The 20,531-nt window shown below is 56.7% G+C and carries 17 protein-coding genes; 10 read left to right on the top strand and 7 right to left on the bottom strand.

The window, feature by feature from the left end; translation table 11 throughout:
* Nucleotides 1–7: 7 nt before the first annotated feature.
* The 3 genes from araH to FOV68_RS01080 all read left to right on the top strand — a co-directional run bounded on the left by araH (nt 8) and on the right by FOV68_RS01080 (nt 3,134).
* Nucleotides 8–991 carry an L-arabinose ABC transporter permease AraH gene (gene araH / locus FOV68_RS01070; protein ID WP_010245363.1) on the top strand — a complete coding sequence of 328 codons (984 nt, stop codon included), beginning with the start codon at nt 8–10 and terminating at the stop codon, nt 989–991.
* A 76-nt stretch (nt 992–1,067) separates the two neighbouring features.
* Nucleotides 1,068–1,985 carry an arabinose operon transcriptional regulator AraC gene (gene araC / locus FOV68_RS01075; RefSeq protein ID WP_003853440.1) on the top strand — a complete coding sequence of 306 codons (918 nt, stop codon included), beginning with the start codon at nt 1,068–1,070 and terminating at the stop codon, nt 1,983–1,985.
* Between the two features lie 102 nt (nt 1,986–2,087).
* Entirely contained in the window at nt 2,088–3,134 is a 1,047-nt protein-coding gene (locus FOV68_RS01080; RefSeq protein WP_010670085.1) for an oxidoreductase, read from the top strand.
* A gap of 307 nt (nt 3,135–3,441) precedes the next feature.
* Here FOV68_RS01080 and add read toward each other — a convergent pair whose 3' ends face one another.
* The 3 genes from add to malX form a co-directional block, all read right to left on the bottom strand.
* The gene (gene add / locus FOV68_RS01085; protein WP_010245359.1) at nt 3,442–4,437 is read right to left on the bottom strand and encodes an adenosine deaminase; all 996 of its coding nucleotides are present in this window, start codon (nt 4,435–4,437) and stop codon (nt 3,442–3,444) included.
* Between the two features lie 143 nt (nt 4,438–4,580).
* Complete coding sequence (locus FOV68_RS01090) at nt 4,581–5,753, bottom strand: MalY/PatB family protein (protein ID WP_143990185.1); 1,173 nt, start codon at nt 5,751–5,753, stop codon at nt 4,581–4,583.
* A gap of 16 nt (nt 5,754–5,769) precedes the next feature.
* The gene (gene malX, locus FOV68_RS01095) at nt 5,770–7,359 is read right to left on the bottom strand and encodes a maltose/glucose-specific PTS transporter subunit IIBC (RefSeq protein WP_031593591.1); all 1,590 of its coding nucleotides are present in this window, start codon (nt 7,357–7,359) and stop codon (nt 5,770–5,772) included.
* Between the two features lie 174 nt (nt 7,360–7,533).
* Between malX and malI the strand changes: the two genes are divergently transcribed.
* Nucleotides 7,534–8,559 carry a Mal regulon transcriptional regulator MalI gene (malI, locus tag FOV68_RS01100; protein ID WP_115758588.1) on the top strand — a complete coding sequence of 342 codons (1,026 nt, stop codon included), beginning with the start codon at nt 7,534–7,536 and terminating at the stop codon, nt 8,557–8,559.
* A gap of 42 nt (nt 8,560–8,601) precedes the next feature.
* Here malI and FOV68_RS01105 read toward each other — a convergent pair whose 3' ends face one another.
* Nucleotides 8,602–10,101, bottom strand: a complete 1,500-nt coding sequence (locus FOV68_RS01105) for a YdgA family protein (RefSeq protein ID WP_143990186.1) — start codon at nt 10,099–10,101, stop codon at nt 8,602–8,604.
* A 132-nt stretch (nt 10,102–10,233) separates the two neighbouring features.
* Entirely contained in the window at nt 10,234–11,409 is a 1,176-nt protein-coding gene (manA, locus tag FOV68_RS01110) for a mannose-6-phosphate isomerase (protein WP_143990187.1), read from the bottom strand.
* Between the two features lie 199 nt (nt 11,410–11,608).
* Between manA and fumC the strand changes: the two genes are divergently transcribed.
* The gene (gene fumC, locus FOV68_RS01115) at nt 11,609–13,006 is read left to right on the top strand and encodes a class II fumarate hydratase (protein WP_010245332.1); all 1,398 of its coding nucleotides are present in this window, start codon (nt 11,609–11,611) and stop codon (nt 13,004–13,006) included.
* Nucleotides 13,007–13,049: 43 nt separating this feature from the next.
* Here fumC and tus read toward each other — a convergent pair whose 3' ends face one another.
* On the bottom strand, nt 13,050–13,979 hold the full coding sequence (gene tus / locus FOV68_RS01120) for a DNA replication terminus site-binding protein (RefSeq protein WP_033757557.1): 930 nt from the start codon (nt 13,977–13,979) through the stop codon (nt 13,050–13,052).
* A 202-nt stretch (nt 13,980–14,181) separates the two neighbouring features.
* On the opposite strand from tus, the gene FOV68_RS01125 reads away from it, so the two are divergent.
* The 5 genes from FOV68_RS01125 (at nt 14,182) to FOV68_RS01145 (ending at nt 17,285) form a co-directional block, all read left to right on the top strand.
* Nucleotides 14,182–15,366, top strand: coding sequence for an MFS transporter (locus FOV68_RS01125; protein ID WP_143990188.1), 1,185 nt, complete (start codon nt 14,182–14,184; stop codon nt 15,364–15,366).
* A gap of 207 nt (nt 15,367–15,573) precedes the next feature.
* Nucleotides 15,574–16,068, top strand: a complete 495-nt coding sequence (locus FOV68_RS01130; protein WP_010245324.1) for an Rrf2 family transcriptional regulator — start codon at nt 15,574–15,576, stop codon at nt 16,066–16,068.
* Nucleotides 16,069–16,265: 197 nt separating this feature from the next.
* Nucleotides 16,266–16,448 (top strand): type II toxin-antitoxin system HicA family toxin, encoded by a 183-nt coding sequence (locus tag FOV68_RS01135; protein WP_010245321.1) that lies wholly within the window; start codon nt 16,266–16,268, stop codon nt 16,446–16,448.
* Between the two features lie 22 nt (nt 16,449–16,470).
* Entirely contained in the window at nt 16,471–16,896 is a 426-nt protein-coding gene (locus FOV68_RS01140) for a type II toxin-antitoxin system HicB family antitoxin (protein ID WP_010245317.1), read from the top strand.
* Between the two features lie 35 nt (nt 16,897–16,931).
* Nucleotides 16,932–17,285: a type II toxin-antitoxin system HicB family antitoxin gene (locus FOV68_RS01145; protein WP_143990189.1), complete on the top strand. Its 354-nt coding sequence runs from the start codon at nt 16,932–16,934 to the stop codon at nt 17,283–17,285.
* An 87-nt stretch (nt 17,286–17,372) separates the two neighbouring features.
* On the opposite strand, the gene oqxB is transcribed toward FOV68_RS01145, so the two are convergent.
* A complete protein-coding gene (oqxB, locus tag FOV68_RS01150) occupies nt 17,373–20,525 on the bottom strand; it encodes a multidrug efflux RND transporter permease subunit OqxB (protein WP_143990190.1) in 3,153 nt (1,050 codons plus the stop codon).
* Nucleotides 20,526–20,531 lie beyond the last annotated feature (6 nt).

The raw sequence follows: 20,531 nt of genomic DNA on the forward strand, positions 1-20,531 counted from the left end.
GATCATCATGGCTTCATCCACGACCTCAAATACGCCGCAGCCCGCTTCACGCGGCGGCCTGCAGTTAGGTCGCATCTGGGACAACTTCGGCATGCTGGTGGTATTTGCACTGCTGTTTATTGTCTGTGCGATCTTTGTGCCGAACTTCGGCTCGTTTATCAATATGAAAGGCTTAGGGCTGGCAATGTCGATGTCCGGCATGGTCGCCTGCGGCATGCTGTTCTGTCTGGCCTCCGGTGATTTTGACCTGTCTGTCGCTTCCGTCATCGCCTGTGCGGGTGTGGTTACCGCCGTGGTGATTAACATGACCGAAAGCCTGTGGATTGGTGTGGGTGCCGGCCTGGTACTTGGTATGATCACCGGTTTTATCAACGGCTTCGTGATTGCCCGACTCAAGATCAATGCGCTGATCACCACGCTGGCGACCATGCAGATTGTCCGCGGCCTGGCCTATATCTTCTCTGACGGTAAAGCGGTCGGTATCGAAGATGAGCGTTTCTTCGAACTGGGCTTTGCTAACTGGCTTGGCGTACCTGCGCCAATCTGGCTGACCCTGGCTACGATGCTGATCTTCGGCTTCCTGCTCAACAAAACCACCTTTGGCCGTAACACCCTGGCGATTGGCGGCAATGAAGAAGCAGCACGTCTGGCCGGTGTGCCAGTGGTGCGTACCCGCATTATCATTTTCATTCTCTCCGGTCTGGTTTCAGCGGCGGCGGGCATCATCCTGGCGTCACGTATGACCAGCGGCCAGCCAATGACCTCCATCGGCTATGAGCTGGTGGTGATTTCTGCCTGCGTGCTGGGTGGCGTTTCGCTGAAGGGCGGCATCGGTAAAATCTCCTATGTGGTGGCAGGGGTGCTGATCCTCGGCACGGTAGAGAATGCGATGAATTTATTGAATATCTCGCCATTCTCACAGTATGTGGTACGCGGTCTGATACTGTTAGCAGCGGTGATTTTTGACCGTTACAAACAGAAAAAAGCCTGATTGAGCGAGCCGTTGGCCCGCAGAGGCAGAAGCCTCTGCGGGCTATCCGAACAATAACAGACTGAGTGAGGACGCTATGTATCACCGCGAATTACCGGCCGAGCAGCAAAACCCCTTGTTGCCGGGCTATTCATTCAATGCCTGGCTGGTGGCGGGGCTGACGCCGATCACCGCCGATGGTCCGCTCGATTTCTTTATCGATCGCCCGCACGGCATGAAAGGTTACATTCTGAATCTCACTATCAAAGGTAAAGGGCGGGTATTTGACGGCGAGCGGGCATTTGACTGCGAACCTGGCGAAATGCTGCTGTTTCAGCCGAAAACGGCTCACTATTATGGTCGCGCGCCGGACAGCCCACAGTGGTTTCACCGCTGGGTCTATTTCCGCCCGCGTGCCTACTGGCATGACTGGCTGCGCTGGCAGGATGAGCAGGAGGGCGTGGGACGTCTGCTGCTGCCTGAATCGCTGCGCGGCGAATTTGACCGCCTGTTTGCCAGTATCGAACAGACCCACAATTCGGGCCGTCGCTTTGCGGAAGAGCTGGCGATGAACCTGCTGGAACGGCTGCTGCTGCGCGCCGTTGAAGAAGATCCACGCAGCCATCAGTTAATTCGCGATCCGCGCGTGATTGAAGCCTGCCAGTACGTCACCAACCATCTCGCCAGCGAGGTTAAGATTGAAGAGGTGGCGCGCCACGTCTGTCTGTCGCCGTCGCGGCTGGCGCATCTGTTCCGCGAGCAGATGGGCGTGAACCTGCTGCGCTGGCGTGAAGATCAGCGCGTAATCCGCGCGAAACTGCTGCTGCAGACCACCCAGGAGCCGATCGCCTCGGTAGGACGTGAAGTGGGCTATGACGATCAGCTCTACTTCTCACGGGTGTTCCGCAAGCGGGTCGGCGTCAGTCCCAGCGACTTCCGCCGCCGTAATCAGGATGCGCACGACAGCCTGGCCGCTCAGACCGCCTGGCCGCTGGCGCGAAGTGCTATCTCTTAGTTTTTTCGGGGAATTCCGGCTTGTCGTCATTTGGTTAATAGTCTTAAATCAATCAGGTTATCAACTAAGAGTCTGGTCAATCAGGCTCTGAGAGGAATCCAAATGAGCGATAAATTACGTGTTGGTCTGATCGGCTACGGTTTTGCCAGTAAAACGTTTCACGCCCCGCTGATTGCGGGGACGCCGGACGTCGAGCTGGCAGCCATTTCCAGTAGCGACGCCAGCAAAGTCCACGCCGACTGGCCCGCCGTTAAGGTAGTGGCCGACCCTCAGGCGCTGCTGGACGACCCGACTCTGCAACTGATCGTTATTCCTACCCCCAACGACACGCACTTCCCGCTGGCAAAAGCGGCGCTGAACGCCGGTAAACATGTGGTGGTCGATAAGCCGTTCACCGTGACGTTGTCACAAGCGCGCGAACTGGATGCGCTGGCGAAAGCCAAAGGGCTGCTGCTGTCGGTGTTCCACAACCGCCGCTGGGACAGTGACTTCCTGACGCTGAAATCGCTGATTGAGGCCGGTACGCTGGGTGAAGTGCGCTACTTCGAATCGCACTTTGACCGCTTCCGTCTGGAAGTGCGTAATCGCTGGCGTGAAATGAAAGGCGCAGGCAGCGGAATCTGGTATGACCTGGGGCCGCATCTGCTGGACCAGGCGCTGCAGCTGTTTGGCCCGCCGGTCGCTATCACGGTTGATCTGGCCGAGATGCGTCCGGGCGCGCAGACTACCGACTACTTCCACGCGACGCTGACTTATCCGCAGCGCCGTGTCGTGCTGCACGCCAGCATGCTGGTAGCGGCAGAATCTGCCCGTTATACCGTCCACGGCACGCGCGGCAGTTACGTCAAATATGGTCTTGATCCGCAGGAAGATCGCCTGAAGTCAGGTGATTTCCCGCCGCAGGAAGACTGGGGCTATGACATGCGTGATGGCACTCTGACGCTGGTTGACGGAGATTCCCTGACCGAAACGACCCAGCTGACCCAGCCAGGCAACTATCCCGCTTACTATGCGGGCATCCGCGATGCGATTGCCGGACGTGGTAACAATCCGGTGACAGCGGAAGAGGCGATTCATGTGATGGAGCTGATCGAGCTTGGGCTGCAATCCGCCGAGAAACGCCAGACGATGTCGCTGAAGCGCGTTTAATCGGTCGGTGCTTAAAACGCAATAAGTAAAAAAGCGAAACGGGCCGGATATCCGGCCCGTTATGTTTGCTGTTTTAGCGGGGAGTTCGAGCCGGCGAAGGGAACACGGTCAGATCGGAAAGACGCAAAAGCTGCCATCCATGGCATGCTCGGCCCGCGCCGTCCTGGCGCGGGACGCTTTCCTCTTCTGACCATGTTCCCTGCGCGTCAAGCATATGCGTGGCTGTCAGAATGGCCCTGAGTGTGCTGGAGCAGCAGAGTGACGGGACGGATATCCATCCCGTTTTTTTATGGCTGATACCAGCCGATTACTGCACCCGTGCGCGAAGAGCCGCTTTCTCTGCTTCGCTAAGGAACGCAATTGTCAGACCATTTTCCTGCGCCTGACGAATCTGCGCCGCGCTCAGACCGGCAGCCGGTGCGGCGTGATGATACTCATGCGCCAGTTCAATGCCCTGAACCGCCGGATCATCCGTGTTAATCGTCGCCAGAATGCCATGCTCAAGGAAGGTCTTCAGCGGATGCTGCGCCAGTGATGGCACGGTGCTGGTCTGGATATTGGAGGTCAGGCAGGATTCAATACCAATACGGTGCTCCGCCAGGAAATCCATCAGCGCGCGATCTTCAATCGCCTTCACGCCGTGACCGATACGTTCTGCACCCAGCTCCCGAATCGCCTGCCAGATGCTCTCGGGTCCGGCCGCCTCGCCCGCATGGACGGTAACGCGGAAACCGGCATCGCGCGCCTGGGTAAAGTGGCTCAGGAACTCGCTGCCCGGGAAGCCCAGCTCATCACCCGCCAGATCGACCGCGGTGATGTGATCGCGATGGGCAAGCAAACCTTCCAGTTCGCTGAGGCAGGCATCTTCGCCAAAGGTACGGCTCATAATACCGATCAGACGCACGTCGATATCGTGCTGCTGACGGCCTGCGCGCACGCCCTCGATTACCGCTTCAACCACACCGGCAATCGGCAGGTTGTGGGTCATCGCCATATAACCAGGGGAAAAACGCAGTTCAGCATAGTGAATGCCCGCGCGGGCGGCATCTTCGACATTCTCCTGCGCGATCCGGCGGCAGGCATCCAGATCACCCAGCACTTTCACACCCCAGTCGAGCTTCTGCAGGAAGCTCACCAGGTCAGGCTCATTCTGGCCGACCTGTACATGTGGACGCAGCGTCTCCAGCGTGGAAGCAGGCAGGGCGAGGTTAAACTGGCGACCTAAATCGAGAATGGTTTGTGCACGGATGTTGCCATCAAGGTGGCGGTGAATATCAGTCAGAGGAATTTTAGAATCGATCATGGCGCACTCGCTCAGTTGTCGGTGAAGTGCAGAGCATTATAAAAATATCTTGCGCAACAGCGCCAGCTATTTGCGCAACAGCCGCGCCGGATGCTGCTTAATTACGCATAACCGGCGAGCAATGGTTGCCTCGCCGGTTAATGTCACTTCTGTAAATGATGGATCGCTGCAATCAGGCGTGAAACGCCCTCATCAACTTTGCTGCGCGGACAGCCAACGTTAAGACGCAAAAACCCTTTGCCTGCATCACCGTAGGTCGATCCGGGCATAATTGCGACCCGTTGCTGGATCAGCGCCTGTTGCAGTGGCTCTTCAGGAATGCCCAGCGGATTGATATCGAGCCAGGCGAGATAGGTCGCCTCGGGAATGTGCCAGTCAAGTGAGGGAAGCTCAGCGTTAAGCCGATCGGCAACCCGCGCAAAATTGCCAAAAAGATAGCTGCGTAACGCATCCAGCCAGGGTGCGCCCTGACGGTAAGCCGCGACGTGTGCCGTGACGGCCAGCACGGCCGGAGACGAAAGGCCGTCAGCATTTTTCAGCGCCTGAAACCAGGCGGCTCTGTCTGCCGCATCCGGGATGATCCCCCATGCACCGGTCAGGCCTGGCACGTTGAAGCTTTTCGACGCCGAGGTAAACAGCGCCCAGTCACTGCGCGCCACGCTGGCCCACGGAGTATGGGGCTGATTACCCACAATCATATCCATATGGATTTCATCGCTGATCACCCGCACGCCGTGACGATCGCAGAGCGCCGCCATCTGGTGCAGCTCAGCTGCTGTCCACACTTTGCCGGTGGGATTGTGCGGGCTGCAGAGCAACAGGATTTTACAGCGCGGGCGCGCCAGCCGCATCTCCAGCGCGGCCATATCACATCGCCAGCTACCGTTATCCCGCTTCAGCGGCATCTCCAGCACCTGTCGCTGATTGCCGCGTACCGTTTTATAAAAAGCATCGTAGGCGGGGGTGTGGAGCACCACTTCATCATCCGGGTTGCTCCAGCGGCGCAGCATCTGCGCCACCATATAGATCACCGAGGGGCCATAAACCAGCGTGTCAGCATCGGGCTGGTAGCCGAAACGGCTGGACATCCAGTGGCAGCAGGCGGAAAGAAAATCGTCATGCTGCCAGCGACTGTAACCCAACACGCCATGTGCTACGCGCTGCGCCAGCGCCTGCTGAACCGCTGGCGCAGTTCTGAAGTCCATATCCGAAATGGTAAACGGCAGCAGATCGGGGACGCCAAAGCGGTCAGCCACGAAGTCCCACTGGGTAGACCAGCTGCCGCGGCGATCGATGACTTCATCAAAGTTAAACATTATCGGCTCCGACACATCAGGCAGTGACATTCATCAGGTGTGACAGTTCATCTTTCACCGACTGCACCTGTGGACCGATAACTACCTGCAGGCTGGTCTGATTAAGATGGACCACTCCTATCGCGCCGTTGGCTTTCAGCGCCGCATCATCCACTTTACTCATATCCGCCAGGGTCAGACGCAGACGCGTCAGACAATTATCCAGCGAGGTAATATTCTCCACGCCGCCAAGTGCAGCCAGAATAGCAGGTGAGTTATAGCCAGATTTACCTTTACCGGCATTGCTGACCTGCTGCGCAACCGCACTGGCACTTTCCACTTCGCGGCCCGGTGTTTTGATATTGAAGTGTAGAATGGCGAAACGGAAAATCAGGTAGTAACCGACAAACCATATCGCTGCAACAACGGGCACCCAGTACCATTTGGTCGACAGCCCGTGCAGCACTCCAAACACCACAAAGTCGATGATATTGCCGTCTGTATTGCCGATAGTGACGCCCAGTATCGCCATGATGCTGAAGCCAACGCCGGTCAGCAGGGCGTGGATCAGATAAAGGAACGGGGCGACAAACAGAAACAGGAATTCGATAGGTTCGGTGGTGCCGCCAACCACGCAGGCCACCACGCCGGAGATCAACAGACCTTTGATCTTATGGCGATTCTCCGGTCGCGCGCAGTGATAGATGGCCAGGGCGGCACCTGGCAGACCACCGAGGAAGGCAGGCATTTTACCCTGTGACAGGAAGCGGGTCGCGCTTTCAGCAAAACCGTGGGTTTCCGGGCAGGCGAGCTGCGCCTGGAAAATGGTTAAGGCACCGCTCACGCTCTTGCCACACACATCCAGTGTGCCGCCTGCATCGGTAAAGCGCATGATGGCGACCAGAATATGCTGCAGGCCAAACGGCAGCAGCAGACGTTCGCCGGTACCAAAAATCATCGGGCCGAAATCACCCGCGCTGTTAATCATCCAGCCTAATCCGGTGATACCCCGCGCGAAAAAAGGCCAGATTAGCGGGACGACCAGTCCCAGTAAACCAATCACCAGCGTGGTGATAATCGGCACAAACCGGGTGCCGCCAAAGAAGGCCAGCGCATCGGGCAGTCGGATGTTATGAAAGCGCTCATGCAGCCAGAACACCACAATACCTACAATGACCGCGCCCAGAATGCCGGTATCGATCGACGGGATCCCCAGGATCGGCTGTACGTTGTTAGCTTTCAGCAGGGCGGCATCGGTGGTTGGCAGAATGCCGTGGATATTGAGCCAGAAGTTGATGCTGAGGTTTAGCACGGCATACCCCACAAAGCCGGCAAACGCTGCCACGCCCTTGTTCTCGCGCGCCATACCCAGCGGAATCGCAATGGCGAACATCACCGGCAGATAGCTAAAGGCGAACGATCCCAGTTTGGCCATCCAGAGAAACAGATATTGCAGCCAGGGGTGATCCAGCACGGGTAACAGGGTCAGGACATCACGACTGCTCAGCGAACTGCCAATCCCGAGCATGATGCCGCAGAAGGAAAGCAGGGCAACCGGCAGCATAAAGGTTTTCCCCAGACTCTGGAAAAATTCCCAGACGGACATTTTTTGGTGAGAGGGTGACATGAACGCTCCTGGATAAACGGACCACTGAGTGAAGTGGCGGGATGATAAAACGTTTTACCTGGATCTTATGCGCGCTGAATCACACTCTTCAGGTCATGGACGATATAATTCTGACGTCATAAGGTGTAACGTTTTACCTTGTTTTCTAATGCTGTAGTTCAGTTGAGTAATCTGATGAGTAAAATCACCATCAATGATGTTGCGGCGGCGGCGGGCGTGTCGGTGACCACGGTATCGCTGGTGTTATCCGGCAAAGGACGGATCTCTGTGGCCACCATGGCGCGCGTGAACGAGGCCATTGAGCAACTCGGTTTCGTGCGTAACCGTTCGGCAACCATGCTGCGCGGGGGTGAGAGTGGCGTGATTGGCTTGATCGTCCGCGATCTCAGCCAGCCATTTTATGCCGAAATGACGGCAGGCCTGAGTGAAGCGCTGGAGAAGCAGGGCAAATTGCTGTTCCTGACGCAGAGCGGTGCCCAGGGACAACATCTGCATCGCTGCTTTGAGTCACTGGTCGCTCAGGGAGTGGATGGCGTAGTGCTGGGAGGCGGTGCCGATAAGGCCAGCCAGATCGTGACGCGGGCCAGAGAGGTGAATATGGCCTTAGTCTGTGCCGCGCGCGCCAGTAGCCTGGAGGAGGTGGATGCTATCCGCCCCGATAATGCTCAGGCTGCGCGTCTGGCCACAGAATACCTGATTCGTCAGGGGCATCAGCGCATTGCCTGGCTGGGCGGCCATAGCGCATCACTGACCCGGGCAGAACGTCTTGGCGGCTACTGCGCCACCCTGCTGCAATATGGGCTGCCGTTCCGGCCTGAGTGGATTATTGAATGCGGTAACACGCAAAAAGAGGCGGCTGACGCGGCGGTACAGCTGTTTCAGCACCATCCGCGGCTGACTGCCGTGCTGGCCTATAACGCCACTACCGCGCTGGGATGCTATTTTGGGCTGTTGCGCACCGGGCGAACATTCGCGCGGGGTGCAGTCGACAGCTATTACGATCAGCAGCTGGCTCTGATGGGCTTTGGCGATGAACCGCAGGCGGAACTGACCGATCCGCCGCTTACGTTTGTCACCAGTTCAGCCCGGGAGATTGGCCGTGTGGCAGCTGAGCGTATCCTGCAACGGATAGCGCAACCCGATGCCGCCCGTCAGAACGTGATTATGCCGCCGCAGCTGGTTATTCGCGGCTCGGCATAAAAAAGGCGACCCGGAGGTCGCCTTTAAAGGAACAGAGAAAAATTACTGCGGCATCCCTTCGCTGGTCGGCATACCCAGCATATAGCGGGAGAGGAACTGCTCCAGCGTCATTTTGTCGCCGTTCATGTTCACCTGACCGTTGGTATACTGCAGGCTGGTGACGATATTGTTATCCTGCTGCTGGGTCAGGCGGAACATCTGACCCATCGCTGCCAGTCCTTTCACCTGCTGATCTGCCAGCTTCTGTGCGTCATCGGCCTGATATCCTTCAGCCAGTCCCACTTTATGCATGGTTTCGGTCGCCATTGGCATATTGATGACCAGCTTGCTGTCCAGGCTCTTCAGTACCCGATCAACCATGGCGCTGAGTGTCTGGGCTTCGCCGGTCACCGCTGAGGGATCGTTGAAATTAGCGTTCAGGTTAAAGGTGCTTTCACCTTTATCATTTTTCCAGCTCAGCGGGGCGATACTGATCGCAGGTGAGCCCTTCAGCAGCATCGGCAGGTTGCTCATCAGAATCTGATGCACACCCGCCTGGTAGCGGATAGGATCTTCCGCGACGCCAGGCTGGCTCAGCAGTTCCTGCATCTGCGCGTTGTAACGATCGGAGAAGGCTTTTACCGCCTGCGCATCAAACTGTGACAGTTTCATCTTCAGCGCTGCCTGACCAAAATCCTGCTTCTGCAGCTGAATGCCTTCAACCTTGTAGTCGATATTGCCGCCAATCTTACCGGCGCTGTTATCGAAAGAGGAGGTGCCTTTCATTTTGTGCAGCGTCAGGGCGTCCTGACCATTGATGCTGGCATTGACCTTCTCAATATCCACTGACTGGTCGCCAATACGTACGCCTTCCGGGCTGAGATGGGTGTTACCGCTCAGCTTCAGACCATTAATGGTGAACAGCACCGGCTGGCCCATCTCATTTTTACTGGTCAGCGCGAGGCTATCAACGTCACTGTCCAGCGACACTTTGTCGCCTTTGTTATCCGCGCTGACGTTGAAGGTGCCCCCATTGGTGGCCAGACGCTCGCCGCTTTGCGCATTCTGATAATCAACCGGCAGAACGCGCAGCGCCGTATCGGTGGCACCGCTGTAGCCGATACGGGTATCGGCGTTAATCAGTGACTTATTGCCGGTCAGCTCAAACAGCTTTTTCACTGCATCGGTGTTAGCCAGTTCGGTATGAACCGACGCCATGCTCGGGATCAGATTGAAATGCTTCAGCTGAGCAAACGGGAAAGGGCCATGATCGATGGTTTCGTTCAGGATGATGCTCTGGCCTGGTTTCAGCAGGGGATTATCTTCCGTCTGCGAGTTGGCCTGAATCACCAGATTCACTTTGCTGCTGAACACGCCGCGCTGATAGTCCTGATAGTTGATCTTCAGTCGGCTGTTAGGGGCATAAGCATTCAGCTGGGCATTGGCGTTCTGCACCAGCTCATCCCTGTGGCTTTCAATCTGCTTGCCGGTGAACCATGCCGCGCCAGTCCAGACTACGCCCAGTGCGATGATGACACCTACGGCAACATTGGTCTTTTTCATTGCTGATTCGTCCTTATCCTTGAGTCCGCTTATGCCGCAGGTTTACCCCAGCGACTGAAGAAAAACGCCCGCAGGCGTTTAAAAGCTAATAGGTTGAAATAATAGCAGTTAACAGGCACTCCGTCAGCCGCTTCACCCTAAGTCGTTAAATACCCGCGCCAGTCGGCCCGTGCCTGCGACCGTTACGGGGGATTCGCTGGCGGCAATAAAGCAGGATTCACCTGGTTTCAGCGTCACCTGCTGCTCGCCTTTGGCGATCACCGTCTGGCCTTCAATGCAGAACAGCACTGCGGCGCTCTGCTGCGCCAGCGGCTGTGGCTCTGCGTTCAGGGTATGAATGGCAAAAGCAAAATCCTCCACCGGAATCGGGAAGCGCAGCGCATTGCCCTGTTGCTCCGGCTCGGTCAGCAGGGTGCTGGCTGGCTTCTCTTCAAACTTCAGGTTCGCCATCAGCTCGGCGATATCGATATATTTCGGGGTTAAACCGGCCCGCAACACGTTATCGGAGTTTGCCATCACCTCCAGCGCCACGCCTTTCAGATAAGCGTGCGGGGTTTCCGCGTAGAGGAACATCGCCTCGCCCGGTTGCAGCGTGATTACGTTCAGCAGCAGTGGTGAAAACAGGCCGCTGTCGTCAGGATACTCTGCCGCAATCATGCGAATGGTCTGCCACGGCTCACCCTGTTGTGCATCAACCGCGGATTTCAGGATGCCCAGCGCCAGCGATTTTGCCTCACCCTCCAGTGACAGCAGGGTAGAGAAGAGCGCGGCCAGCGTATCCTGATCGGGATGCTGCAGAAAATGGGCAATCTGTGGATGTGCGCCCGCAACCGGCTCCAGCAGTGAAACCATCTCCGTCAGGGTGCGAAAGCCATTCATCGCCTGGAAGGGCGTCAGCGCGAAGACCAGCTCCGGCTTGTGGTTGGCATCTTTATAATTACGCTCAGCAGCTGTCAGCGGAATACCCGCCGCATTCTCACGGGCAAAGCCCACTTCGGCCGCGCGTTTGCTGGGATGGACCTGAATCGACAGCGGCTGATCGGCAGACAACACTTTGAACAGGAAGGGCAGTTCACCAAAACGCTGTGCCACCGCTTCGCCCAGCATGGCGGCAGGCGCGGCATTAATCACGTCACGCAGCGAACGCTCGCTGTCCTGGTCAATCACGGTGGAGGGGCTTTTCGGATGTGCGCCCATCCAGAGTTCCGCCATCGGCAGCCCCTGTGGATTAGCGATTCCGTAAAGCTCAGTCAACGCAGTTTTGCTGCCCCATGCGTAGTTTTGCAGCGTATTGTTCATTTTTTGCATTGTATAACCCTTTATCACGGGAAATTATTGCCAGTATTAAAGCAGAAACTGCCGGTAAAAATACATCTCCAGCGCAAAAGGACGCTAAGCTCTGATAATGTTAAATTATTGTGTATTACTATCCTGACCGCCCGGCAGTCGATCGTAATGACGTACCGGGCGGTCATTCTTTTAAAAACCAGATGAAGGAGACGTATTCATGGCAGCCAATCGCATTGAGAAAGATTCAATGGGCCCCATCGACGTACCGGCAGACAAACTGTGGGGCGCGCAGACACAGCGCTCACTGGAACACTTCCGCATCTCAACCGAAAAAATGCCGACCGCGCTGGTGCATGCGCTGGCACTGACCAAGCGCGCCGCGGCCAGCGTTAACCGCGATCTGGGACTGCTGCCCGCTGACCGCGCCGAGGCGATTGTCAGCGCGGCCGATGAGGTGCTGGCTGACAAGCATGCGGATGAATTCCCGCTGGCGATCTGGCAGACCGGTTCCGGCACCCAGACCAATATGAACATGAATGAAGTGCTGGCGAACCGCGCCAGTGAAATCCTCGGCGGCGAGCGTGGTATGGCGAGGCTGGTTCATCCCAACGACGATGTGAACAAGAGCCAGAGCTCCAACGATGTCTTCCCGACGGCGATGCACGTTGCCGCCGTTATCGCCCTGCGCGAACAGCTGATCCCTCAGATTCAGGTACTGAAAAAGACGTTGAGCCAGAAGTCCGACGCCTTTAAAGATATCGTCAAGATTGGCCGTACTCACCTGCAGGATGCCACGCCGCTGACCCTGGGCCAGGAGATTTCCGGCTGGGTGGCGATGCTGGAGCATAACCTTAAGCATATTGAGCAGAGCATTCCGCACGTGGCGGAACTGGCGCTGGGCGGCACCGCAGTAGGCACCGGCCTGAATACCCATCCGGAATATGCGGTGCGCGTGGCGAAGGCGCTGGCCGATCTCACGCAGCAGCCGTTTGTCACTGCGCCAAACAAGTTTGAGGCGCTGGCAACCTGTGATGCGCTGGTGCATGCACATGGCGCGCTGAAAGGGCTGGCCGCCTCGCTGATGAAAATCGCGAACGACGTGCGCTGGCTCTCTTCCGGCCCGCGCTGCGGCATCGGCGAAATCGCCATCCCGGAAAATGAGCCAGGCAGCTCCATCATGCCGGGTAAAGTTAACCCGACCCAGTGCGAAGCGATGACCATGCTCTGCTGTCAGGTGATGGGTAACGATGTGGCGATCAACATGGGCGGCGCATCCGGTAACTTTGAGCTTAACGTGTTCCGTCCGATGGTAATCCATAACTTCCTGCAATCGATTCGCCTGCTGGCGGATGGCATGGACAGCTTTAATCATCACTGCGCGGTCGGTATTGAGCCGGTGCGTGAGCGCATCGATCAACTGCTTAACGAATCGCTGATGCTGGTGACGGCGCTGAATACCCATATTGGTTATGACAAAGCGGCAGAAATTGCCAAGAAGGCGCACAAAGAGGGGCTGACGCTGAAAGGCTCGGCGCTGAAGCTGGGTTATCTTACCGAAGAGGAGTTTGATGCCTGGGTACGGCCGGAAGAGATGGTCGGCAGCATGAAGTCGTAGGGTTTGAGTGGGTCAGAGGCCAGCGAATGCTGGCCTTTTTAATTTATATCGGACAATCGACCCACAGATGCAGTCTGGGGATTAAAAGATTCAGCGGTTCTGCAGCAGGTTTATAACGATGGTTAATATTATCGGCATCGTAGTTAAGCAATTCGCCCAGTACCGGAACCTGGCTGCGATCGCGACAGATAACCAGAATCGGTGAAGGACAGGCCAGCTGAGTCTGTTTTTGTTCATCCGCGCGCCAGACGCGTGCAACCGGCTGGACTTTCACCGGGCGCTTGATTTTCAATCGTGCCGAGGCGGGTAGGGCACGCACGCTTGCCAGCTCCTCCTGCACTTTTTCCGCCCACTGTTCACGTGACCACGGCGCTTTTGCACGTCCCGACTTCAGGCTTTTTTCCAGCTGGGCGATCACCTCTTCGCGCTTGAGATTCTTGATAATGTGCTTGTTGGCCCAGCCGAAACGCAGGCTGTCGGGTGCGCTCAGCAGGGTGATAGTGCGATAGGCATTCAGGGTGATCAGCCCGCGCAAATGCTGGTGGACAAACTCAAAACGCGCCTCACTCGGCAGGCCAGAGTCCACCGTAATCAGCTGCTCCAGCCGTGCTTTCAGCTGATTGATGACGTCGACCAGTGCGCCGATCTCCGCTTCCTGCTGCGCGTCGCATTCGATACAGAGCGCGCCAGGTAAGCGCACGGCAGCCTTGGTGCTCAGCTGTTCTGACTGATGCTGCATAAACAGGCGGCAGTAGTGGTCAAGCGCCATCTTTAACGCGCTCTCACCGAGATGCTGCTCGACGGCAATCCGGGTGATCGCTTCATGTTCGCGGCCTTTAACCACCGGCGGCAGGCTGAAGACGCGGGCGATCAGCAGAGGCTGCGCTTCAATCTGCTGACGCAATTCACCCAGCGCCAGTTCCAGGTCATTTACACATTGATGCATATCAGCCACTAAGTCGTAGCGCGTCATGTTGTGCCTCCATAGTTACAACGTCCACAATGTGGCAGAAGCCTGACGAGGATGCAAGCACGCTATAGTTACAACATACTAAAAGTGTTTTACTCAAAACCGTGCGGCCTGCCTGGCTATCCAGTCGAAAGGGCATCACGCATTTTGGCTTATCGCAGAACATGTTATAAAAACGGTTCGCCTGCTAACCAAGAGAACGCTTGTGAATCAGAACAACAAACCCGCTATCGCCGCCATTATTACCCTGGGCTGGGTGCAGATCCTCTCGTGGGGCGGGTCGTTCTACCTGATGGCAGTGATGGCGAATCCGATTGCGGCTGAGACAGGCTGGTCACAGCAGTGGATTTATGGCGCGCTCTCGACCGGGATTCTGGTATCGGGCCTGCTGTCACCGCTGGCTGGCAGAATTATCGCCCGTACCGGTGGCCGCCTGTTGCTGGCGCTGAGTGGCATGGTGATGGCGGTGGGGCTGGTGATCATGGCTTATAGCCACTCTCTGCCGCTGTTTCTGTTTGCCTGGGTAATTATTGGCATCGGTATGGCGATGGGCCTTTATGACGCACTATTTGCCACGCTCGGCACCTGCTATGGCGGTCAGGCGCGTGCAGCGATCACCGGTATCACCCTGATATCTGGCTTCTGCACTACGCTGGTCTGGCCGGGAACGGCGTTGTTAATCCACGGATTCGGCTGGCGAAACGCGTCGCTGATTATTGCGGCACTGATGGTCGTCTGCGTGCTGCCCGCCTATCTGTTTGCTTTACCCGACAGTCATGCTAAGCGGCCGGTGAAACGACTGAGTCCGCAGCCTGGCACGGTGGAGATTGCGCCTGCGCTGTTCTGGCTGCTGTGTGCCATTTTTACCCTGGCGTCAGTGATCATGACGGCTATTTCCGTGCAGCTTATCGCCTTGTTGCAGGCGAGTGGCCATACGCTGACCTCGGCGCTGGCGATCAGCGCCGTACTTGGTCCGTGCCAGGTGGGATCCCGACTCGTCGATATAGCCTTTGAACGCAGCCATCCCATCCGCACCACCTTTTTTTCCGTCGGGCTGGTGGCGCTGGGCTTGCTGTTACTGGCACTGTTTCCGCAGATGGCGTTGCTGAGCATGGTGCTGTATGGCGCAGGAAATGGCTTACGTGCCATCGTGCGCGGAACTTTACCGCTGGCGATGGTCAAACCAGAGTCCTATGCGATCGTGGTGGGTAAAATGGCCCGTCCGGCGTTGATGGGGCAGGCACTGACGCCGCTGATAGGTGGATATGTGTTTGAAAAGATGGGAGCATCGGCGACGCTGTGGTTGCTTTGCGCCCTGGCAATCTTTAACGTGGTACTGGTTATGGCACTGAAGCAGCGATTACCGGCGGCATCGGCCACCACGGCATAACGGAACGGTTCTTCCTGCTCCGCAGGAAGAGGGCAGTTAGCAGGCTAAGCACCTTGTGCTATCGGGCCTCAGCCTTTGGTGAATACGTGCCTTGTCACCGCCGGTTTGCTTCAAAAAAGCAACAGTGTTTGTTATATTTATTGCTCATTGATTGTTCACTTATGCGGCAATAAAACAATAAGATGCACCGCAACTCAGGATAAAGAAATGCTTGATTACCGCTTCCCGACAGCTTTGCAAATGGTTCTGAGCGTAGCGATGGCGGAGCAAATGGGAAAACGCTCTACCAGCGCGATTCTGGCCTACGGGCTGGAAGCGAATCCCAGTTTCATACGAAAATTAATGGTCCCGCTGACCCGTGACGGCATTATCGTCTCCACGCTGGGCCGTACCGGTTCGATTCATCTGGGCCGTCCTGCTGCGGAAATTACCCTGCGGGATATCTATGTCTCCGTGATCGAAGACAAAAAAATCTGGGCCGCGCGTCCTGACGTTGCGCCGCGCTGTCTGGTCAGTGCTAATCTCTGCTGGTACTTCAAGTCGATAGCCGATGAAGCCGAGCAGGCGTCGCTGGATGTGCTGGCAAAACGCACCGTGGCAGACGCACTGAACGAACTGAAGAAACGCGATACCAGCAACTGCACTGCCGTGCCGGAACCGGAACCCGAAGAGATTGATGATCTCTGCAAAAAGAGCCGCTGATTAGCGGCTTTTTTTATGCCTGCTGGTCAGTAACTTCCTGCCTCAAATCTGCCATAAGCCAATAACTCACTTTCCTGGAGTCGGTTATCACGCTGAACCTGATCAATCATTTGAAAATTCAGCATCCATCACAACATAAATGTTGTATTGATTATCACCAATGTTATTCTTGCTGTTATACACAGCGAGGGAACGCGATGAAGTACAGTGAATTCAGACGCTGGCTCATTCAGCAGGGCGCTATTTTGACTAAGCACCGCAGTGGAAGCAGCCATTTCAAGGTCTTCCTGGGCGACAGGCAATCCATTTTTCCGGATCACGGAGCGAAAGAAATGCCTGAAGGTACGCGCAGAAAAATTTTAAAAGATCTGGGCCTGTGAGCCCGATCAGAGAGGTAACTCTATGTTTAATTATGCCGTCAGATTAACTCATGACGCCAAAACCGATACCTATGAGGTCTCGTGTCGTGATTTGCCGTTACTGCATTCCGTCGGCGACACCGTTGAGGAAGCACTTGCAGAAGCCGAAGATGGACTGGTGACGGCAATCTCTCTCGAGATGGATACGCGTCGTCCGATTCCGGTTGCCAGTAAACCGCTGGAAGGAGAGTACATTGTCTCTGTGCCTGTACTGGTGGCAATGAAAGCGGCACTTTACAACGCAATGATTGAAACCGGCACCCGTAAAGTCGATCTGGCACGCCAGCTGGGCGTGAATGGCCCACAGGTTGATCGACTACTGGATGTAGAGCACTCATCGAAAGTCGAAAATGTGGAGCTGGCGCTGGCTCAGCTGGGACGCAAAGCCCGGATTGAAATTCGGACCTGATCATCTGCCCGCAAGCAGAACGCTGGAGGTCAAAGATGAATAATAATTCAGATCTGGCTAATGTCGCCGGGCAACCCGCCGTGATCACCTATGTTCCTGAACTCAACATGTTCCGTGGGCGCTTTACTGGCCTGTCAGGCTACTGTGATTTTGTCTCTGACAGCGTACAGGGGCTGTACAAAGAGGGCGAGATTTCGCTGCGCGAATACCTGGAAGATTGTGCAGACTCCGGCATTAATCCCTATGCTGAGCAGGAAAAAATTAAGACCTTTACGCTGCGCTATCCTGAATCGCTGGGAGAGCGGCTGTCTCAGGCTGCCGCGCAAAATGAAACCTCGCTGAATGCGTTTATCATTGAAACGCTGAATGAAAGATTGAAGCGGCGCTAACCTGCAAGGCAGAATCTGCCGGCATCTGTGAATCACAGGCAAAAAAAGGGGGCGATCGTATGATCGCCCCCTTTTAACTTTTACGGTTTACGCCGTCACGGACGATGCACTACCTGACCGGCGCGTCACCAGCTTGCGCAGGGCGACGTAGAACACCGGCGTCAGGAACAGGCCGAACAGCGTCACGCCGAGCATGCCGGAGAAGACCGTAATACCCGTAACGCCGCGCACCTCTGCACCCGCGCCTTCACCCAGAATCAGCGGTATTGTACCGGCGATAAAGGCGATGGAGGTCATCACAATCGGACGCAGACGCAGGCGACACGCTTCCAGCGCCGCTTCCACAATCCCTTTGCCCTGAATCTCCAGCTCTCGCGCAAACTCGACGATCAGAATCGCGTTCTTACAGGCCAGCCCCATCAGCACCACCAGTCCGACCTGCACGAAGACGTTGTTGTCACCGCCAGTCAGCCAGACGCCAAACAGCGCAGAGAGCATGGTCATCGGCACAATCAGGATTACCGCCAGCGGCAGCGTCCAGCTCTCATACAGCGCGGCCAGCACCAGGAACGCCAGCAACACGGCCATCGGGAAGACAATCAGCGCGGTATTGCCCTGCGTTGACTGCTGATAACTCAGATCGGTCCACTCGATGTTCATGCCGTTTGGCAATAGCTGACCGGACATCGCTTCCAGCTGACTCATCGCCTGCGCCGAGGAGAGCACGCGTGGGTCGGCATCACCAATCAAATCCGCCGCCGGATAGCCGTTATAGCGGATCACCGGGTCGGGACCGTAGGTGGTGGTAATGTTGACCATGCTGCCAATCGGCACCATCTCACCACGATCGTTTCGGGTACGCAGGTTAGCGATATCTTCGATGCTGTCGCGGAAATCCCCGTCAGCCTGCGCCATCACCCGCCAGGTGCGGCCAAAGCGGTTAAAGTCATTCACATAAGACGAGCCGAGATAGGTCTGGAGCGTGCTGAACAGCGCGGTCAGCGATACTCCCTGAGCTTTGGCTTTATCCCGGTCTACCTTCACATCAAGCTGCGGAACGTTGGCCTGATAAGAGGAGATGGGGAAGTGCATCCCTGGCGTCTGCATGATGCTGCCCGACAGCGTATTAATCGCCGTCTGCAGTGCGCCATAACCCAGACCCGCGCGGTCCTGCACATAGAGCGAATAGCCCGAGCCCTGGCCAAGCCCCAGAATCGGCGGTGGCATAATCGAGAAGCCAAAGCCCTGCTGGATTTGCGCGATCTTCGCATTGATCTCAGCGTTGATCTCCGCCGCCGTATGTTTGCGCTCATTAAACGGCTTAAGACCGAAGAACACCGTGCCGCTGTTCGGCGTATTGGTGAACTGCAATGCATTCAGGCCGGGGAACGCTACCGCATAGGCGACGCCTTCGGTCTGCATACCGATTTCGCACATCTTACGAATCACTTCATCCGTGCGCGCCAGAGAGGAACCTTCCGGCATCTTCACGCCACCAATCAGGTAGAGCTTATCCTGCGTCGGAATAAATCCACCCGGCACGGTGTGGAACATAAATCCGGCACCCGCCAGCAGCAGAATATAGACGCCAAACACGGCGCCACGGCGACGCAGCGTACGGCCCACCAGCGATTCATAACCATGGGCACTGCGCTGGAAGAAGCGGTTAAACGGCCGGAACAGCCAGCCAAACAGCGCATCAATGATCCGCGTCAGCCGGTCTTTCGGCGCGTGATGATCTTTCAGCAGCATCGCCGCCAGCGCAGGCGAGAGCGTCAGCGAGTTAATGGCAGAGATCACTGTAGAGATGGCGATGGTAGTGGCGAACTGCTTGTAGAACTGCCCGGTGACGCCAGAGAGAAACGCCATCGGCACAAACACCGCGCACAGCACCAGCGCAATGGCGATGATCGGCCCGGAGACCTCACGCATCGCCTGATGTGCAGCGGCGCGCGGCGACAGCCCCATCTCAATGTTACGTTCGACATTCTCCACCACCACAATGGCGTCATCCACCACGATACCAATCGCCAGCACCAGCCCGAACAGGCTCAGCGTATTCAGCGAGAAGCCAAGCAGATAGAGCACGCTAAAGGTACCGACTATCGAAACCGGCACCGCCAGCAGGGGAATGATCGAGGCGCGCCAGGTCTGCAGGAACAGAATCACCACCAGCACGACCAGAATGACCGCTTCCAGCAGGGTCTGCACCACGGCTTTAATCGAGTCGCGGACAAACACCGTCGGATCGTAAGGCGCGGCCCATTTCACGTCGTTGGGGAAGCGGGTCGCCAGCTCATCCATTTTGGCGCGAACCGCATTGGAGAGGTCGATGGCGTTGGCACCAGGCGCCTGGAAGATACCGATACCGACCGCATCTTTGTTATTCAGCTGCGAGCGCAGGGCATAGCTGCCCGAGCCCATCTCAATCCGCGCCACGTCGCGCAGCCGCACCAGCGAACCATCTTCCGAGGTTTTCAGGATGATATCGCCAAACTGCTGCTCGCTCTCCAGTCGTCCCTGGGTGTTGATTGACAGCAGAAAATCGCTCTGTTTTTTCAGCGGCTCGGCACCCAGCTGACCGGCAGAGACCTGCACGTTCTGCTCCTGCATCGCCGTCACTACGTCAGAGGCGGTCAGACCACGCGCCGCCACTTTATTAGGATCAAGCCAGACGCGCATCGCATACTCGCCTGCGCCGAAAATCTGGATCTGACCGACACCCGGCAGGCGGGCCAGCTCATCTTTCACCTTGAGGGTGGCGTAGTTACGCAGGTAGAGCGAATCGTAGGTATTGTTCGGTGAGAACATGTGGACGACCAGCGTCAGGGTCGGCGACATCTTCTGGGTGGTGATCCCCAGCCGACGCACATCTTCCGGCAGACGGGCTTCCGCCTGCGCTACGCGGTTCTGCACCTGCACCTGCGCCTGGTCAGGATCGGTGCCTGGACGGAAGGTGACGGTAGTTACCAGCACGCCGTCAGAACCGGCCACTGACTTCATGTACATCATGTTTTCGACGCCGTTGATTGCCTCTTCCAGCGGCGTCGCCACGGAATCCGCAATCACTTTCGGGTTAGCGCCTGGATATTCGGCACGCACCTGCACGCTGGGTGGCACAACGTCGGGATATTCACTGACTGGCAGCAGCGGGATGGCAATCACCCCGGTCACAAAAATCAGGATCGACAGCACCGCAGCAAAAATGGGCCGGTCGATAAAAAAGCGGGAAAAGTCCATAGCGGC

The sequence above is a fragment of the Pantoea sp. paga genome (genome assembly GCF_007558755.1).
GTDB lineage: Bacteria > Pseudomonadota > Gammaproteobacteria > Enterobacterales > Enterobacteriaceae > Pantoea > Pantoea agglomerans.

What these genes read in the sequence shown, in the direction of transcription:
- araH (WP_010245363.1), top strand. Translation starts at nt 8, where the DNA reads ATGGCTTCATCCACGACCTCAAATACGCCGCAGCCCGCTTCACGCGGC.
- malX (WP_031593591.1), bottom strand. Translation starts at nt 7,359, where the DNA reads ATGTCACCCTCTCACCAAAAAATGTCCGTCTGGGAATTTTTCCAGAGT.
- FOV68_RS01090 (WP_143990185.1), bottom strand. Translation starts at nt 5,753, where the DNA reads ATGTTTAACTTTGATGAAGTCATCGATCGCCGCGGCAGCTGGTCTACC.
- manA (WP_143990187.1), bottom strand. Translation starts at nt 11,409, where the DNA reads ATGCAAAAAATGAACAATACGCTGCAAAACTACGCATGGGGCAGCAAA.
- FOV68_RS01140 (WP_010245317.1), top strand. Translation starts at nt 16,471, where the DNA reads ATGTTTAATTATGCCGTCAGATTAACTCATGACGCCAAAACCGATACC.
- araC (WP_003853440.1), top strand. Translation starts at nt 1,068, where the DNA reads ATGTATCACCGCGAATTACCGGCCGAGCAGCAAAACCCCTTGTTGCCG.
- FOV68_RS01145 (WP_143990189.1), top strand. Translation starts at nt 16,932, where the DNA reads ATGAATAATAATTCAGATCTGGCTAATGTCGCCGGGCAACCCGCCGTG.
- add (WP_010245359.1), bottom strand. Translation starts at nt 4,437, where the DNA reads ATGATCGATTCTAAAATTCCTCTGACTGATATTCACCGCCACCTTGAT.
- FOV68_RS01080 (WP_010670085.1), top strand. Translation starts at nt 2,088, where the DNA reads ATGAGCGATAAATTACGTGTTGGTCTGATCGGCTACGGTTTTGCCAGT.
- malI (WP_115758588.1), top strand. Translation starts at nt 7,534, where the DNA reads ATGAGTAAAATCACCATCAATGATGTTGCGGCGGCGGCGGGCGTGTCG.
- oqxB (WP_143990190.1), bottom strand. Translation starts at nt 20,525, where the DNA reads ATGGACTTTTCCCGCTTTTTTATCGACCGGCCCATTTTTGCTGCGGTG.
- tus (WP_033757557.1), bottom strand. Translation starts at nt 13,979, where the DNA reads ATGACGCGCTACGACTTAGTGGCTGATATGCATCAATGTGTAAATGAC.
- FOV68_RS01105 (WP_143990186.1), bottom strand. Translation starts at nt 10,101, where the DNA reads ATGAAAAAGACCAATGTTGCCGTAGGTGTCATCATCGCACTGGGCGTA.
- fumC (WP_010245332.1), top strand. Translation starts at nt 11,609, where the DNA reads ATGGCAGCCAATCGCATTGAGAAAGATTCAATGGGCCCCATCGACGTA.
- FOV68_RS01135 (WP_010245321.1), top strand. Translation starts at nt 16,266, where the DNA reads ATGAAGTACAGTGAATTCAGACGCTGGCTCATTCAGCAGGGCGCTATT.
- FOV68_RS01130 (WP_010245324.1), top strand. Translation starts at nt 15,574, where the DNA reads ATGCTTGATTACCGCTTCCCGACAGCTTTGCAAATGGTTCTGAGCGTA.